Raw genomic sequence first — 17,908 nt, 5'->3', positions numbered from 1 at the left:
TTTCTAAGCTGACAACCGGATGATATTTGTCAGATAAAAGAAAATAAAACAAAAGGAATTTGAATTTGCAAGTGAAGCATGTGCTAAGTGGATTGGCATTCATTGTGTTGGCATCTGTATGCGGTGTGCTTATCGCTATTTGGATGTTTAAACACTTTAATATTTATATTCCCTTAGAAAATCAAAAAGTCAGTATTGATCTGCAAGAGCCTTTACAAGCTGAGGTTAAAATTCATGATGCCTTAGATGTTGATATCACAGGGCGCGTCAATGCAGAAATTCCGATCCGTGAAAACCTGAATATTCCACTGACCCAAACGCTGACTCCACGAGTGTATTTTGATAATCAGGTTCCGATTAAAACCACCATTCCAGTGCGTGAAACCTTGAAAATTAATCAGAACATGCCTGTAGATACCAAGGTACAGGTGAAAGTCATGGGGCGAGATGTGACTTTGCCTTTAAAAGGCAATATTCCTATTCAGTTGGATGTGCCGATTCATATCGATGTGCCACTTGAACAGCAAGTACACCTCAAATTTGATGCACCTGTGAAAACCGTACTGAAAGAAAATCTACATATTCCAGTAAATACAGTGGTTAAGACCAATATTCCAATACAGGGGCATTTAAAGGTTCCCATTAAAACGGCATTGAAAGCGTCGGTGGATGTACAGAATACATTGCCAATTGAAATTAAGCAGGGGGAGTTGAAAATTCCACTCAATAGCTTGCAATTACTGCGTGAAAAACCTCAACCTCAAGAACACGTGAAGCCATAGGGGGGGAGTATGCGGATATTCCAGTCTGCAAAGCGGCTTATACTGAGTTTTGTGTGCATTGTAATTTTGGTGGCTGTGCTGTTTTGGTTGTACCTGAATATTCAAGCTAATATGCAAGTGTCAGCGAGTGAAGCCCAAATTCAACTATCAGACTCCTTACCGACCAAAATCCAAGTGGGTAATTATTTAGAAACCCAATCCGTTGGGACTTTAGATACGCAACTGAAAATCGATCAGAAAATCAACCTGCCTTTGACAGGGAAATATTTGGCAAATTTAGAGTTTGAAGTAGAAGTACCCGTTTCAGTATCTATTGATTATCAAACAGAGGTGCTCATTGATCAAAATATGCCGTTGGAGACAACTACAGACCTAATTTATCAAAATAAACTATTGCCTAAGTTCCCACTCACTTTAGATATTCCGATTAAGCTGGCTGTACCATTTCATTTAAAGCAAGACTATCAGATCCCAATCAAAATTATGTTTAATGGCTTGGTCTATTTTGAGTTTGATGAGCAAGTGCGTCTGCATGTGTTACATCAGTTTGCACCACAGTTAAATTTGAATGACCCAATGACTATGCGAAAAATAGCAAGCTTCAATGCGACCATGTATAACACGGAACGGAGTACGACTGCGAATTTGGAGATGAATATGACACTACCTGTGAAGAACATTCATCCATAAAAAACACCACCAATCACTGGTGGTGTTTGAATGTGAAGATTAAATGATTGGCTTAAAGTGCGGCTTTAATCGAATCTTGAATACTGGTGGTCTTATGTCCAATCAATTGTTCTAGGTCTTTACTGTTGCTGTACATCGCGCCTTTGGCGGTCTGCACATCGGCATCCACAATCACATCAATCAAGTGTGATGGGAGGTTGGCTTGAATTAAGCCTTGACGCAGGTCATCGGCAGACAAATTTTGATAGATAACTGGCTTATGAGTTGCCTGACTGATGAATTGAGCCAAATCAGCTTTAGTAAAACTTTCAGAACCTGCCAATTCATAGGTTTTATTCTCATGACCTGTTGAAGTTAAAACTTTGGCTGCAGCTTCAGCATAATCTATACGCGATGCTGAGCTAATTTGGCCATCTTGAGCTGCGCCAAAAAGCGTCCCAATTTCAATGGTGTGAGCAACACCTGCAAGGTAGTTTTCGCTATACCAGTTATTTCTTAAGAAGGTATAAGTGATTCCACTGTCTTGAATTAGTTTTTCGGTTTCACGGTGTTCTTGGGCTAAGCCGAGTGGGGACTTATCTGCACGAAGTAAGCTAGTATAAGCAAGATAAGGTACGCCGGCCACTTTCGCAGCATCAATCACTGCTTTGTGTTGAGGTGTACGGCGACCAATTTCATTGGCTGAAATGAGTAATAACTTATCTATTCCTAATAAAGCAGGAGCTAGTGTTTCAGGGCGGTCATAATCAAACTCACGCAGCTCAATACCTTGGACTTTGAAATGTTCAGCTCTATCAATGTTACGAACCAGCGCAACAATATTCTGGGCAGCGGTCAGCTGCAAAAGTTGCTCTATAACGAGGTTGCCAAGTTGTCCTGTTGCGCCTGTGATTGCAATTTTCATAATTCACCTATGTTGGTTGTTTTCTATACTTGATGGTTGTATCTTAATCTGTTAACTTACTAAATGTAAGTACGTACCAAAAAGTAAGTAATAAACCAAATGGAGAGAAATGATGCACACCTATGCGACAAGCAAATTGTTAGGTCAAGTTTTATCCACGGAGTGTCCATCTCGTGAAATTTTGGAGCATCTTACGAGTAAATGGTCGGTACTGGTGTTGCGCTGTTTAAGTGATGGCGTACATCGTTTTAGTGAGCTCAAGCAGCGTATAGAAGGAGTGAGTGAGAAAATGCTTTCTCAGACGCTCAAAACGCTTGAGCATGATGGCTTTATTCTACGGACGGTCTATCCCGTGGTGCCGCCCAAAGTAGAGTACCAATTGACGATCTTGGGTTCTCAAGCCGCTGAGAAAACCATGTATTTGATTGGTTGGATTGAAAAAAGTTTGCCTGAAATTCTAGAAAGCAAGGAGCGAGTAGCAGCTTTAAAATAAAAGATGACAAGTAATGTGGATTGGTTGCGTGAATTCTTAATTACACTTTAATAGTGAATCCCTCAGGAGTGCGGAAGTGGATTAGAGCTGATTCAAATTTCAGGCTGTGAAAAGTCTTGTTATCAAACAAGCTATTCTTTTAGTGCGCTATTTTGATGTGAAAATCCTTTTTGAAAGTAAAAGTTGAGTAGGATTGAATAAAGTGAATCGAAGAGTGGCCTAACGACTAAATGGTCAGCACATTTAAATTAAAAAATGAAGAAAATCAGGTGAAAAGTGTCAAAAAATTAGATTTTGGTATTTTTGTGACTAAATTTCATGTTTCGCTGAATAATTCTATTCGAGAAATTTTGTAAAATATGGCAGAATATGCGGTTTTAAAGTATTTAGAGGATTGGCAGCATGCGCTTTGTTGATGAAGCAGTCATTACCGTAGAGGCTGGCGACGGTGGCAATGGCGTAGCCAGTTTTCGCCGTGAAAAATTCGTACCTTTTGGTGGTCCAGACGGTGGTGATGGTGGTCGTGGTGGTAGCGTATTTATCGAAGCTGATGATAATACCAGTACCCTTGTAGACTTCCGTTATACTCGCCGCTTCCGTGCGGAGCGAGCTAAAAATGGTCGTGGCGCGAACTGCGCAGGCCGTGGTGGTGAAGACACAGTATTAAAGGTTCCTGTAGGTACAACCATTGTTGACACTGACTCAGGTGACATTATTGGCGACTTGGTTGAAAGTGGTCAACGTGTGCTTGTTGCAGCGGGTGGTGATGGTGGTTTGGGGAATACTCACTTCAAATCATCGACGAACCGTTCGCCACGTAAGTGTACCCATGGTTTTAAAGGTGAATTCCGTGAAATTCGCTTAGAGCTAAAAGTACTGGCCGATGTTGGCTTACTGGGTATGCCAAACGCAGGTAAATCGACGTTTATTCGTGCCGTATCAGCAGCAAAACCTAAGGTTGCAGACTATCCATTTACTACGATGGTTCCAAACCTTGGTGTGGTTGATGCAGACAGTCACCGTTCATTTGTAATGGCGGATATTCCTGGCTTGATCGAAGGGGCTTCTGAAGGTGCGGGTCTTGGTATTCGTTTCTTAAAGCACTTGGCGCGTACGCGTATTTTGCTTCACATTGTAGATGTTCAGCCGATTGATGGTTCTGATCCTGCATACAATGCAAAAGCGATCTTGGGTGAGTTAGAGAAATTCTCTCCGACACTTTCAAAGTTACCTATCGTTCTAGTGTTAAACAAAGTTGACCAACTTGCAGACGATACGCGTGATGAATGGTGTCAGCATATCTTAGATGAAATGCAGTGGGATGGCCCTGTATTTAAAACTTCAGGTTTGATGTCTGAAGGGACAAAACCAGTTGTTTATTACCTGATGGATCAAATTGAGCAACAACGTGAACGTGAGCTTGAAGATCCTGACTATGCAGCAGAAGTGAAAGCATTCCGTGAGCAGCTTGAAGCTGAAACACGCGAACAAACTATTGCCGCTAAAGAAGCATATCGTGAAATGCGTCGCCAACAACGTCTTGCAGGCCTGTTGGCTGATGATGATGAAGACGATGATGAAGATGACGGCGAAATGGAAGTGTTTTACGTACGTTAAGCTCGTAATGAGTAACTGAGGACAAGATGATAGAAGTGGTAGATGGGCAACGTAAGCTCGAAGCTTGTAAACGAATCGTTGTTAAAATCGGATCATCTTTACTCACAGCAAATGGGCAAGGTCTAGATATAGATGCAATTTCGCATTGGGCGAAACAAATTGCAGATCTACACAATGCAGGACATGAGATTATTCTGGTGTCGTCAGGAGCTGTGGCTGAAGGTATGGTTCGTATGAAGCTAGACAGCCGACCCACCGATCTACCCAGTCTTCAGGCGTGTGCTGCCATTGGTCAGATGGGCCTTATTCATACGTGGTCAAGTGTGCTTGAAAAACATCATATTCAGACCGCGCAAGTGTTATTAACCCATGATGATTTGGCAGACCGTCGTCGTTATTTGAACTCGTGTGACGCTTTACAGAACTTGATTGAATGGCATGTCATTCCTGTAATCAACGAGAATGACACGGTTTCGACCGATGAAATTCGCTTTGGTGACAATGACACGCTTGCTGCGATGGTTGCAGGTCAAGTCCATGCAGATTTGTTAATTATTTTGACTGATCAGCAAGGTATGTTCGACTCAGATCCACGTTCAAATCCAGACGCTAAACTGTTCCATACTGTGCGTGCTCTAGATGAGAGTTTGTTTGATATGGCTGGCGGTGGCGGCAAGTTTGGTCGTGGTGGTATGTTGACCAAAGTCCGTGCTGCACGCTTAGCTGCAAAGTCTGGCTGTCCAACGCTGATTGCCAGTGGTGAAAGCGACAATGTGCTTGCGCGTTTGATGGATGGTGAAATGCTCGGGACATTGTTTATTACAGATAATGACCGCATTACCGCTCATCAACAGTGGTTGGCGGCTCACTTACAAACTGCGGGTCGTTTAGTGTTGGATGATGGTGCTGTCAAAGCCATTAAAGATAATCATCGTAGTTTACTTCCAGTTGGTGTGAAAGCTGTGGAAGGGCATTTTGAACGCGGTGACGTGGTTGAATGTGTTGATATCCAAGGTGGCCGTGTTGCGGTCGGGCGTGTCAACTTTAGTTCGCGCTCTGCGGAGCTGGTAAAGGGCTTGGCGTCAGATAAAGTTCACCAAGTTCTAGGTGAAGCACGTTCACTTGAGATGATTCATCGCAACCACATGGCGATCTACTGATTTAAATGCATTAAAAAAAATCCCGCTTTCGAGCGGGATTTTTTGTTTTAAAGCAAAAGTTATTTGATATAGCCTTTTTGAATGAGGGGCTTAAATAAGTAAAAGTGAAGGGTGAGTGCCCATTGCATGATTTTCTCTTTATAGAGATTCCAAAGCTTTAATCCAAAGAAGTTTAAGGCAAAAGCCAATAGAAAAGCGCCGAGCATATCTAAAGGAAAATGTACACCAAGATAGACACGTGACCATGCAACCAGCCAAGCCATGACCAAGAGAAAAATTCCCAGTTTACGCTGCGCAGAGAATAGATAAGAAAAGGCGATACTGCTAAAAATCAGCATATGGTCACTTGGAAAAGAGCCATTGGGTGCATGGTAAATGAGAGTGCGTCCGACCTCCATGACAAAAGGCCGTGGGTGATAATACACATGAGAAATACATTGGCTGATCAAAATGGCGATACTGGTAAAAATAAACGCCTTCAATATCTGTTTTTTAGTGTCATAGTTACCACGTAGCCAAAACCAAGCAAACAGTAAAATCATACAATAGAGCAGGTCATTGGCGATAAAAATGGCAAAATGAATACTGGTATTAGTGGCTTCAGGAGAAGCATTAATCCATGAAAAAAGCGATAAATTAAGTTCTGAAAGAGTCATGAAAGTGGATTGTGTTTATAAAGTACGGAAGAGAGTCATAATTTTGTCATATTGTTAAAATAAAAAAGACCACAAAAATGTAGTCTTTTTTAACAGTTCAATGTAGTTGAACTAATTAGCTTTCAGTTTTAGAAATCAAATGACGTTTGAAGGTAGAAGGTACGTGGTTGCCCTACATATTTTCCGCCTGTTGAGTCAGTAGAACGTGTGAAATATTGTTTATCAAACACGTTTTTAACGCCACCCGCGATTTTTAAACCGTGAAATTGCTCACCAAAGTCATATGCTGTACGCACGGCAAAAGTGGAATAACCTGGAATATCACCTAATTTTCCATCAGCCGATTCGTCAGTTTGATAGGTATCACCCGAACCTGGAGAATGCTGCTTAGATTGGGCAAACATATCTGCATTGACTCTCCATTGATTCACTTTATAGCCTAAACCAACATTTGCTGTGTGACGTGAGTAGAATGGAAGATCTTTGTCTTCAAAGTCGCCTGCTTCAGCCACAGCTTTGGTGAAGGTGTAGTTGCTATAGAGTTTTAAGCCCTCAAGCGCATCGGTTAAATAGGCAAAGTCATAAGCCAGACCAAGTTCTACACCTTTGTGGCTGGTTGCGCCTAAGTCTGTCCAAATGCCATTGTTCTGGGCATCGCGTTCTAAAATTAACTCTTTTTTGAAGTCTAAATAAAACGCGGTTAATTCTGCATTTAGACCATTGCCTAAATATTTCGTCCCAATTTCATAGTTATTGGACTTTTCAGGATGCAAGCCATCAGTTGTGCTTTGTGCAACACCACCTTCTAAACGTGCCAATTGGTTATATTGCTGTGGGCCGAATGAAACGCCCGCATTGGCAAAAATGTTCCAATTGTCTGTTGCTTTATACATGACCGATAGGCTGGGTAAAAACTCATGTGAATCAATTTTTGGAGAAACGGTATTAACTGCTACGCCTTGGTTATAGGCAGTAAAATTGTTATGCGTTTCAATTGATTCAAAACGTAGTCCCGGTGTGATGACCCAGTTACCTAAATCGAAGCGGTTATCTGCATAAATTGCATGTGCTTTAGTGCCACCTTCACTCGTGGTACGTGCTTTAATTTCGGTCACAGGTACATTCAATGCATATGTCGATGAGCGACCTGAGAACTCAGAACTATCTTCATCTAAATAACGATAGCCGATAGTGAATTCGCTATTTGAGTTACCTAATTGGTATGCACGAGACCAGCGCGGTTCAATGGCAAAAACTTTGTAGTCGCGTGGAGAGGTGTCCATACGCGAAGTCGTTGCACTAACATCTGTCTCTAAGTCGCTCGTGCGAAATGAGTCAATATAATAGGTCAGCAATTCAAAGTTATTTTTTCATCTTGATGGGTATAGCGGAATGACACATCTGAGCGGCGACCAGAAAAATAATTACGTGACTTATTTGACTGATAAGGGTTTTGTGCATATTTTTCAGCAGTTAAGCCTTCAGGCATTTCACCATAACCTTCATAGTGATATAGGTTTAAGGCAATCGCATCCGCATCTGTAATTTGATAGGCCATTTTTAACATGACATCGTCAATGTCAGTTTTATTATTGGCTTCACGGTAGCCATCACCTTTTGTGCCAGAATACAGTAAAGCAAGGCCTAAACCATTATCTAAGGTTCCGCCTACAAATAAGTTCGGGCTGTATTTGACTTGATCTGTACCCGAAGCATATTCGGTCGTTAGGCTGACATTACCTGCAAACTCTTGAGGAATCGCGCGAGTTGCAAAGTTAATGATACCGCCAACGTTCTGCGGTCCAAAACGTACAGAGCCTGCACCACGAACCACATCCACAGATTCAATATTGCCTAATGATACTGGTGCTAGAGAAAGCTGAGGCTGTCCATAAGGCGCAAATGATAGCGGGACACCATCAAGCAGTACTGTAGAGCGAGGAGATAAACGAGAGGCTAAACCACGGACCCCAATATTGAGTGAAACATCACTGCCACCAGTACCATTATTTTCTTGGACTTGAACACCAGGCACTTGCTTCAGGGCATCTTTAATTGAAGTCGCAGCAACTTCATCTAAGCGATTGCGAGTAATAATCGTACGAGCGCCTGCATGCTTTTGCACTTTCTCTGCATTGGCATCTTCTAACCAGTTGCCTTGTGCTTCAAGTTTGATGGTCGGAAGCACATTGTTGCTGGTTGCTTCAGTGAGTTCTTCTGCTTGTGCATAGGTCAAGCAGCTCATAGAAAGTCCAATCGCAATACTGAGTTGTTTGGCTTTGAATAATCTGCGATCCTGCAGATGAAGACGTGATGAAATCATTCTTTTGTGCGCAATCCATAATAAAGAGCGCGGCTATCATATGCTGAACTTTGTTGAAATTAAATAATAATCATTATCACTTATTGCAATTAAAACACTAAAATTAATAGGCGAATTAAAGTTTTATTGATGGATACACAATAAAAAAGCCACGTTTAACATGGCTTTTGAGATGAATTTGAATGAAATCTATTATTTAAGTTGAACAGTACCATTTGCATTCACAGTGATTTTAGATTCACCGCCTGCAACATCTTGCATTGGCGCATCAGCTGCTGCAAATTTTGCACTTTCTGCACGCATCATGACTGGGCGAGGGTAGTAGTTGCTGGTATTAATGTTTAAGTTAACCAAGTTATAACCTGACTTACTCCATGCTTGTGCTAATGATTGCGCACGCTGTTGAAAGTTTTTCGATGCTTCAACAATCAGCTCATTTTCCACTTTCTTACGTTGTGTGTCGGACACACTGAAGCCGATTGACTGTGTTTGGAAGTTTTGCTGTAGCTCACCAATCAATTGGCTCGCCGCTTTAAAATCGGTACTTTCTAAATTAATTTCAGCACGACCACGCCATTCTTTTAACTTTTGGTTGTCATCGTTGTAAATTGGGTAGGTGGTTTGAGAACCTGTTTCGACTTTTACGCTTGGATATTTACGAGCTAAAGCTGTGGCTTGATTCATCAGCTGCGTAATTTGTGTAGCGAGCTCGGCAGGTTGTTTGTTACTACGTTCAACGTAAAGCGTTGCATTCATTAAATCGTTGGATACTTGGCGTGTTGCCTCGGCCTGAACATTGACAATATTGTAGTTTAATTGGTTCTCAGACTGAGCAAAAACTGCTGAGCTAAATAAAGCACTAAGCGCGATTGCTGGGATGAAGAATTGACGCATTTTTATTCCTTTTTTATTTAGGAGGAGTTTTGCAACATTTGTAAAAAGCTTAAAGCCAATTTGTGGTGAATTTGCGAAAATATTGTGGTTCGATTGTAAAAAAAAGGTATAAAATATTTTTCAGAAAAACCTAGATAAATCTATTTATTTCAAAAACTTATTTTTCAACCAAGGTGAGTATTTTGAATTTTTGTGGCGAAGTTGAAAAATAAATAAATTCATCGGCTTTTCTTTACGTTGTCACACTATAAGAGGATAATTTAAGCTATGGTTTGGCATGATATATTTTTTTAGTAAATTTCTGGCAGATAATGTGCAAAAGCTGTTTATTTTATTGAAAATTTCTGTATCATCCGCCTCCTAGTTATGAAGTATCCAAACTCTATCTGACTAGAATTTATAAAGCGCCGAGTCAAAGGACCAAAAGTCACCCGACTTATTTCTTTCAACCCATATCAGAGATGGTAATTCGATATGAGCGTTTCTTCTGTAAACCCTGCCACTAATACTACTAACGAATACTATTTGACTCGCCAAAGTCAGATGGAATCCAATGTTCGTAGCTATCCACGGAAATTACCGTTAGCGATAGCCAAAGCATTAGGCTGCTGGGTTACTGATGTTGAAGGTACAGAGTACCTCGATTGTTTAGCTGGGGCAGGAACATTGGCTTTGGGCCATAATCATCCTGCGGTAATTCAAAGTATTCAAGATACACTTGCAAGTGGCCTTCCTTTACATACTTTGGATTTAACGACACCTTTAAAAGATGCATTTACTGAAGCATTGCTTGAACAATTACCAGGCGGTAAGGAAGAGTATTGTTTACAGTTCTGTGGTCCATCTGGTGCAGATGGCACGGAAGCAGCAATTAAATTAGCGAAGACGTATACCGGTCGTAGCACAGTGATTAGTTTCTCTGGTGGCTACCATGGTATGACGCACGGCGCTCTTGCAATGACAGGTAATCTGTCTGCGAAAAATGCTGTAAATGGTTTAATGCCAGGCGTTCAATTTATGCCGTATCCGCATGAATACCGTTGCCCACTTGGTTTAGGTGGCGAAGCGGGTGTGGATGCTTTGACATATTTCTTTGAAAACTTCATTGAAGATGTTGAAAGTGGTGTAACCAAGCCAGCTGCTGTCATTCTTGAAGCAATTCAAGGTGAAGGCGGTGTGGTAACAGCGCCAACCAAATGGTTGAAAAAAATCCGCGAAGTGACTGAAAAACACAACATTGTGTTGATTCTTGACGAAGTTCAAGCAGGCTTTGCACGTTCAGGCAAAATGTTCGCATTTGAACATGCGGGTATTGAACCTGACGTAGTAGTAATGTCTAAAGCCGTTGGTGGTAGCTTACCACTTGCTGTATTGGGTATTAAACGTAAGTTTGATGCTTGGCAGCCAGCAGGTCACACGGGTACTTTCCGTGGTAACCAATTGGCAATGGGTACTGGTCTTGCAACGATCAAAACTATCAAAGAACAAAAGCTTGCGCAAAATGCACAAGAACGTGGTGATTTCTTACAAGCTGAATTTAAAAAGCTTGCTCAAGAGTTCCTATGTATCGGTAACGTGCGTGGTCGTGGTTTGATGATTGGTGTTGAAATTGTTGATGAGCGTAAACCAGCGGATCATATGGGGTCTTTACCTGCAGATGGTCAACTGGCAGCAGCGATTCAAGCGGCATGCTTTAACAACAAGTTATTGTTAGAAAAAGGCGGTCGTAACGGTACAGTGATTCGTTTACTTTGCCCACTTATTATCACTCAAGCTGAATGTGAAGAAGTAATTGTTCGCTTTAAGAAAGCAATTGCTGAAGCACTTGTTGCAACTCGAGGCGCGTAATCATGGTTGATTTTGCAGAACACCGTAAGGCGTTACTCTGCAATGATGCTGCATCCATTGCTGACTATTCGTCAGCAATGGACCAAGCGACTAAAGCAGTTGCAGCATGGTTGCAAAATGATAAAATGTACACAGGCGGTAGCATTAAAGAGCTACGCAGCGCGATTGCATTTAATCCTTCTAAAGAAGGTTTGGGTGTACAAAAGTCACTTGAACGTATGATTGAGCTTTTCTTAAACAAAAGCTTAAAAGTCCATCACCCGCACTCGCTCGCGCATTTGCACTGCCCAACTATGGTGACTAGTCAAATTGCTGAAGTGCTGATTAATGCAACGAATCAATCAATGGATTCTTGGGACCAAAGTCCTGCAGGTTCATTGATGGAAGTTCAGTTGATTGACTGGCTTCGTCAAAAAGTGGGTTATGGTGCAGGTCAAGCTGGTGTGTTCACTTCTGGTGGTACACAGTCAAACTTGATGGGTGTACTGCTTGCACGTGATGCATGTATTGCGAAAAACTGGAAAGACGAAAACGGTAATCCGTGGTCTGTACAGCGTGATGGCGTGCCGGGCGATGCGATGCGCAACGTCAAAGTTATTTGTTCTGAAAATGCACACTTCTCTGTGCAAAAGAACATGGCGATGATGGGCATGGGTTTCCAATCAGTCGTAACCGTTCCTGTGAACGAAAACGCTCAGATGGATGTGGATGCACTTGAAAAAACCATGGCTCACCTTCAAGCTGAAGGTAAAATCGTGGCATGTGTGGTTGCAACTGCGGGCACAACCGATGCAGGTGCGATTGATCCACTGAAGCAAATTCGTGAAATCACCAACAAATATGGCGCGTGGATGCACATTGATGCGGCGTGGGGCGGTGCTTTAATCCTATCGAACAATCACCGTGATATGTTGGATGGGATCGAGCTTTCTGACTCTATTACGCTTGATTTCCATAAGCATTACTTCCAAACCATCTCTTGTGGTGCGTTCTTGTTAAAAGATGAAGCGAACTATCGTTTCATGCACTACGAAGCTGAGTATTTAAACTCAGCTTATGATGAAGAGCATGGCGTGCCAAACTTGGTGTCTAAGTCACTTCAAACAACCCGTCGTTTTGATGCGTTGAAGCTTTGGATGACTGTTGAAGCACTTGGTGAAGAGCTCTATGGTTCTATGATTGACCACGGCGTTACTTTAACTCGTGACGTTGCTGATTATATCAATGCAACTGCTGGTTTAGAGATGTTGGTTGATCCACAATTTGCATCTGTATTGTTCCGTGTGGTTCCAGCAGGCTATCCAGTAGAATTGCTTGATACCTTAAACCAAAACGTTGCAGATGAATTGTTTGCACGTGGTGAAGCGAATATTGGTGTAACTAAAGTAGGCCAAAATCAATCATTGAAAATGACGACTTTAAGTCCAGTTGCGACTTTAGATAACGTGAAGAACCTGCTTAGTCTTGTCCTTGCAGAAGCGGATCGTATCAAAGGTCCAATCGCAGATGGAACCTATACACCTGCAATTGCTTAATCGATTGTTTGTGTTAAAAAAGGAGCTGATATCAGCTCCTTTTTTATGTGTTCTAAATATTAAAGAACATAACATCACTGGCTAAGTTTCTAATTTTAATTATGTTGGAGATGCTTTATTTTTCTATGAAGTAGTTGTCGATATCTGCTTCAACTATGATTTTCAGGAAAATGAGCTTCAATAGTTAAGACTAAAGCTAAATATTCGGGCTTTTGATTTTCAACAGGCAAATGATTTCCTTCACGAATTTTCAAGTTAAAGGTATGACCTGCACGACAGGCAAGTCCTTATCATAATCCCGAAAAATTGGGGGGTAAATAAACGTGTTTGGCTAGCTGTCATGGGAAATGTCGCACTCATATGACTTGTCACGCTTATTACGAAAAATGAATGGTTAAGGCGGCAGTAAGGGGAGGAGAAACCCAAAATCTCCTTCTTTGAGCTATCTTTTAGAAAAAAGATAAAGCGGTGTCGTCAGAAATACCCATTATTCGGACAAATATTTCTAAAAATAAGAAAAGTACCTGAGTCTGAAAGTCATAAATTTGCTCTCGTATTTGAGATGAGCATGCTATTTTTCAGTAATAAATAAGGGATAAAAGGTAAAAATTAAGACCTAAATGATGCTCAATTTTCTAAATATGACACCACTCATTTGTCATTTATAGGTTATGAAATTCTGACAAATGGCGAAAATTTATATGGATTTTGCATATAGGTATACGCAAAGTTTTATAGATTAGAAGGGATATTCAATGTTAAATAAATCAAAGTCTATGGAGTTCTTTTTTGCTTTATGTATTGATTCTAAATGTGTTTTATTTTTTATAAAAGCGTAAAAGATGTTTATGTAAAATGAATTACGCACTCTCGGTATATCGAAATAAGAAAAATTCTTTACGTGTTTAGACTGGGTGAAATTGAACAAAGTGTAACGAATCATGGAAAAATAAAAATAAAAATAAACATCATGAAAGTGTCACAATGCTGTAACTTGCTTGTCATATTCTGAAATCAAAATGCAGTTATCCAAAAAAGTACAAGACTGAATAAAAAGTGGCGTACTTCAAAATGTTTAATATGTGAGATAACAAATATGCGCTTAAACCATATCGCACTTGCAGTAGTAGTTTCTGGGGCAGCTGTAGCAACCACGGCAAACGCAGCTCGTGACACAATCCAAATTGCGGGTTCTTCAACAGTTTTACCATATGCAAGTATTGTTGCTGAAGAATTTGGCAATACTTTCCCACAATTTAAAGCACCAGTTGTTGGTTCTGGCGGTTCTTCAGGTGGCTTAAAACAGTTCTGTAATGGTGTGGGTGATAACACAATTGATATCGCAAACGCATCTCGTAAAATTAAAGATACAGAATTAGCTGCTTGTAAGAAAGCTGGTGTGAACCAAGTGATCGAAATCAAAATTGGCTATGACGGTATTGTATTCGCTTCAAATGCAAGCAAAGCAGCATATAAATTACGTCCACAGCACGTCTATGCAGCTTTAGCAGCGCAGTTACCATCTAACGGTAAAATGGTTGCAAACCCATATACACGTTGGAACCAAATTGACAAAAGCCTTCCAAACGAACCAATCACTTTAGTGATTCCAGCATCAAACCACGGTACACGTGAAGTGTTCCAAGAAAAAATGGTTGATGCAGGCTGCGAAACTTATGCAGCAATCAAAGCAATGGATAAAGATGCACAAAAGAAAGCATGTTCAACTTTCCGTAAAGACGGCAAAGTGATTGAGATTGCGGGTGACTACACTGAAACTTTAGCGCGCTTAAAAACCTCGCCTAGCGCAGTAGGTGTGTTTGGTTTGGGTTTCTACGACCAAAACCGTGACAAGTTACGCGTAGCTACAGTGAACAATGTTGCACCATCTGAAAAGACGATTTTGAATGGTTCATACCCAGTTTCTCGCCCACTATTCTTTTACGTGAAGGGTGAGCACTTGAAATCAATCAAAGGCTTAAAAGAATACACGGAATACTTCATCAGCAAGAAAGTATCAGGTAAAGGTTCTAAGCTTGAGCGTGCTGGTTTGATCTCAATGTCAGACAAAGAGCGTGCAGCAGTTCTTGCGAACTTCAAAGCAGGCAAAGCGGTTAAGTAATTAAGCGTAGAAACAGTCAACGGTAGGCAAGTCCTACCTTTGACGTTTTTTACTAGGATTAAGTTTTTTCAAATAATGAAAATTGAAAGAACCGTGGAGAATACATGAATCTGCTACTTATAGGTGTGTTATTGGCACTGATTGCCATAGCCTATCAAATGGGCTTAAGTCAGAGCCGTAACTTAGCAGGTAAGGGAAATAATTCTGCAAAATTACACTCACGTCCGGGGTATTACGGTGCGTTAGTGGCTTTGTGGTGTGGTATCCCTGCTTTTTTAATTTTGATTGTTTGGAATATTGTTGAACCAAATGTTTTGAATCATGTGGTGTTAAATCACGTGCCAGCACAAGTCGCTGCAACCTTAGATGCTGCTAGTACGGATGTGTTGATTAACCGTGTAGAAGCGATTGCCTCAGGTTTTGGTGTCACAGATACACCAGCCGCGTATGAGCTTGCTGCTGCGGAGCAACTGGCGAAGTTTCAAAGCATTGGAACATTTGCAAAAATTGCAGTGGTGATTTGTGCTGCACTGGCAGGTTTAGTCGCTGCGAAAAAGCGCATTGCAACTCAATTCCGCGCGCGTAACCAAGTTGAAAAAACCATTAATGTTGCACTTGCGCTCTGTTCTGGTGTCGCGATTCTAACCACGATTGGTATCGTGATGTCGATGTTCAGCGAAGCGATGCGATTCTTCCACTTCGTGAGTCCACTCGACTTTTTCTTCGGTACAGAATGGAACCCAGGTTTTAGTACTTCAGGTAGTGCAGAGGGCAGTTATGGTTTGCTTCCTCTACTTTGGGGCACCTTAATGGTCAGTGGTATTGCACTCTTGGTTGCAGTCCCTGTGGGTTTAATGATCGCGATCTATCTTGCTGAATATGCATCTTCTGGTTTCCGCTCATGGGCAAAACCAACCATTGAAGTGCTCGCAGGGATTCCAACCATTGTTTACGGTGTATTTGCACTGATGATCATTGGCCCATTCTTTAAAATGCTTGGCGAATCCGTTGGTTTACACATCAACGCAACCAGCGCACTCACTGCTGGTTTCGTCATGGGGATCATGATTATTCCTTTCGTATCATCGCTGTCTGATGACATTATCACGCAGGTGCCACGTGCATTACGTGATGGCTCATTAGGTTTGGGTGCGACAAAGTCTGAAACCATTCGTCAGGTGGTGATACCTGCAGCACTTCCGGGCATTATCGGCGCGTTCTTGCTTGCAGCGTCACGTGCCATCGGTGAGACCATGATTGTGGTGCTTGCAGCAGGGAATAGTCCTTTATTGCATGCCAATCCACTTGAAGCCATTTCAACTGTGACCATTACCATCGTAAACCAATTGACCGGTGATACTGACTTTGCAAGCCCGCAAGCTTTGGTGGCATTTGCACTAGGTCTGACCCTCTTTGTAATTACGCTTGGTTTGAACATTGTTGCACTGTACATCGTGCGTAAATATCGTGAGCAATACGACTAATGACGACTTCTAATAGCACAGCAGATCAAGTATTTGATCCACAACATGCGGCAGAATTACGAGAAAAGCGTAAGCAAACGATCAGTAATTCATTGGCAAAACGTCACCGTAAAGAAAAAAGCTTTCGTTTCTTTGGTTTCTCAGCAGTGATTGCAGGTTTATTCTTTGTCGCGCTACTTTTTGGCAGTATTTTATCGAAAGGCTTACCTGCTTTTTGGCAAAGTAGCATGAGTTTACCCGTGTACTTTGACCCTGCCATTATTACGACAGGTGCAAAACCTGTACAGCGTGCAGGTGAATCTCCAGCACAGTTTGAAGAGCGTTTTATTGCTTGGCAAACTGAAATGGGTATGGTGGATTGGGATGCTTTAATCGTGAATGCCATGATTGCAAAAGATCCAGCACTTGGTTCTAAACGAGATGACTTGGCTTCTTTGTACACTAGTTCTGAAGCATATCGCTTACGTGATATGGTGATGAAAGATCCATCATTGGTCGGTAAGAAAGAAGACATTAAAGTGCTTGCTGATGCAAACGTTGATGTGTGGCTCGCAGGAAATATTGACCGTAGTTTGCCTGATGAACAGCAACAGTTGAGCCCAGAAGTTCGTCAACTTGCCGATGAAATGAAAGCTTCAGGGGTAATGGAAAATACTTTCAATACCAACATCTTTGTCAGTCCAGACTCGCGTAGTTCTCCTGCAACTTCAGGTTTAGCAGGGGCATTCATGGGGTCGCTGTTCATGATGCTGATCGTGATCATTATTTCGATTCCAATTGGCGTGGCATCTGCAATTTATCTTGAAGAATTTGCGCCTAAAAACTGGATCACTGATGTCATTGAAGTCAATATTAACAACCTTGCAGCTGTACCATCAATTGTCTTTGGTTTGCTCGGTGCTGCGATCTTTATTGGCTGGATGCATTTACCGCTTTCTGCGCCATTGGTCGGTGGTTTGGTGCTGAGCTTAATGACTTTACCAACGGTGATTATTACGACACGTGCATCGTTGAAAGCTGTACCACCTTCAATTCGTCAGGCCGCTTTAGGGCTAGGTGCTTCACGTGTACAAACCGTATTCCATCACGTTTTACCACTTGCACTACCAGGGATTCTAACAGGTGCAATTATTGGTGTAGCGCAAGCATTAGGTGAGACTGCACCGCTGTTATTAATTGGTATGAGTGCATTTGTTGCAAGTGTACCTACAACTCCATTTGATCAATCGAGTGCTTTACCTGTACAGATTTTCTTGTGGCAAGGTAATGAGCTGCGTAACTTCTTCGAAGGACGTACAGCAGCTGCGATTATTGTTCTGCTTGCAATGATGATTGGACTCAACAGTATTGCAATTTGGTTACGTAAGAAATTTGAAGTCCGTTGGTAAGTGAGGGCAAAA

At 41.6% G+C, this 17,908-nt stretch carries 13 protein-coding genes and 1 pseudogene; 10 read left to right on the top strand and 4 right to left on the bottom strand.

Annotation, left to right across the window (positions count from 1 at the left end; genetic code table 11):
• The first annotated feature begins 65 nt into the window (after positions 1-65).
• Positions 66-782: a hypothetical protein gene (locus tag ACFN7Z_RS10150; RefSeq protein ID WP_010326455.1), complete on the top strand. Its 717-nt coding sequence runs from the start codon at positions 66-68 to the stop codon at positions 780-782.
• Between the two features lie 9 nt (positions 783-791).
• Positions 792-1,472: a hypothetical protein gene (locus ACFN7Z_RS10145; protein ID WP_010326456.1), complete on the top strand. Its 681-nt coding sequence runs from the start codon at positions 792-794 to the stop codon at positions 1,470-1,472.
• A 52-nt stretch (positions 1,473-1,524) separates the two neighbouring features.
• On the opposite strand, the gene ACFN7Z_RS10140 is transcribed toward ACFN7Z_RS10145, so the two are convergent.
• On the bottom strand, positions 1,525-2,376 hold the full coding sequence (locus ACFN7Z_RS10140; RefSeq protein ID WP_010326457.1) for an SDR family oxidoreductase: 852 nt from the start codon (positions 2,374-2,376) through the stop codon (positions 1,525-1,527).
• A gap of 112 nt (positions 2,377-2,488) precedes the next feature.
• Here ACFN7Z_RS10140 and ACFN7Z_RS10135 point away from each other — a divergent pair, with 112 nt between their 5' ends.
• The 3 genes from ACFN7Z_RS10135 (at position 2,489) to proB (ending at position 5,646) form a co-directional block, all read left to right on the top strand.
• Positions 2,489-2,869: a helix-turn-helix domain-containing protein gene (locus tag ACFN7Z_RS10135; RefSeq protein ID WP_004980366.1), complete on the top strand. Its 381-nt coding sequence runs from the start codon at positions 2,489-2,491 to the stop codon at positions 2,867-2,869.
• Between the two features lie 402 nt (positions 2,870-3,271).
• The gene (gene cgtA / locus ACFN7Z_RS10130) at positions 3,272-4,486 is read left to right on the top strand and encodes an Obg family GTPase CgtA (RefSeq protein ID WP_004980365.1); all 1,215 of its coding nucleotides are present in this window, start codon (positions 3,272-3,274) and stop codon (positions 4,484-4,486) included.
• 26 nt (positions 4,487-4,512) lie between these two features.
• Positions 4,513-5,646 (top strand): glutamate 5-kinase, encoded by a 1,134-nt coding sequence (gene proB / locus ACFN7Z_RS10125; RefSeq protein ID WP_005399671.1) that lies wholly within the window; start codon positions 4,513-4,515, stop codon positions 5,644-5,646.
• Between the two features lie 59 nt (positions 5,647-5,705).
• On the opposite strand, the gene ACFN7Z_RS10120 is transcribed toward proB, so the two are convergent.
• From ACFN7Z_RS10120 to ACFN7Z_RS10110, 3 genes and pseudogenes are all read right to left on the bottom strand, one after another.
• On the bottom strand, positions 5,706-6,302 hold the full coding sequence (locus ACFN7Z_RS10120) for a phosphatase PAP2 family protein (RefSeq protein WP_010326458.1): 597 nt from the start codon (positions 6,300-6,302) through the stop codon (positions 5,706-5,708).
• Positions 6,303-6,430: 128 nt separating this feature from the next.
• Positions 6,431-8,625, bottom strand: a pseudogene (locus ACFN7Z_RS10115) (TonB-dependent receptor family protein).
• Between the two features lie 192 nt (positions 8,626-8,817).
• Positions 8,818-9,519 carry an SIMPL domain-containing protein gene (locus tag ACFN7Z_RS10110; protein WP_010326459.1) on the bottom strand — a complete coding sequence of 234 codons (702 nt, stop codon included), beginning with the start codon at positions 9,517-9,519 and terminating at the stop codon, positions 8,818-8,820.
• 474 nt (positions 9,520-9,993) lie between these two features.
• On the opposite strand from ACFN7Z_RS10110, the gene ACFN7Z_RS10105 reads away from it, so the two are divergent.
• From ACFN7Z_RS10105 to pstA, 5 genes are all read left to right on the top strand, one after another.
• On the top strand, positions 9,994-11,367 hold the full coding sequence (locus tag ACFN7Z_RS10105) for a diaminobutyrate--2-oxoglutarate transaminase (RefSeq protein ID WP_010326460.1): 1,374 nt from the start codon (positions 9,994-9,996) through the stop codon (positions 11,365-11,367).
• Between the two features lie 2 nt (positions 11,368-11,369).
• Positions 11,370-12,902, top strand: coding sequence for an aspartate aminotransferase family protein (locus ACFN7Z_RS10100; RefSeq protein WP_058952076.1), 1,533 nt, complete (start codon positions 11,370-11,372; stop codon positions 12,900-12,902).
• 1,096 nt (positions 12,903-13,998) lie between these two features.
• Positions 13,999-15,024: a substrate-binding domain-containing protein gene (locus tag ACFN7Z_RS10095; RefSeq protein ID WP_004693599.1), complete on the top strand. Its 1,026-nt coding sequence runs from the start codon at positions 13,999-14,001 to the stop codon at positions 15,022-15,024.
• 104 nt (positions 15,025-15,128) lie between these two features.
• On the top strand, positions 15,129-16,508 hold the full coding sequence (gene pstC, locus ACFN7Z_RS10090) for a phosphate ABC transporter permease subunit PstC (RefSeq protein ID WP_058952075.1): 1,380 nt from the start codon (positions 15,129-15,131) through the stop codon (positions 16,506-16,508).
• Complete coding sequence (pstA, locus tag ACFN7Z_RS10085) at positions 16,508-17,896, top strand: phosphate ABC transporter permease PstA (RefSeq protein WP_058952074.1); 1,389 nt, start codon at positions 16,508-16,510, stop codon at positions 17,894-17,896. Before pstC ends, pstA begins: the two co-directional genes overlap by 1 nt.
• Positions 17,897-17,908 lie beyond the last annotated feature (12 nt).

The organism is Acinetobacter sp. P1332 (assembly GCF_044057475.1).
Classification (GTDB): domain Bacteria; phylum Pseudomonadota; class Gammaproteobacteria; order Pseudomonadales; family Moraxellaceae; genus Acinetobacter; species Acinetobacter johnsonii.
The sequence above is the reverse complement of the archived record's forward strand: the minus strand, read 5'-3'. Positions and strand labels throughout refer to the sequence as shown.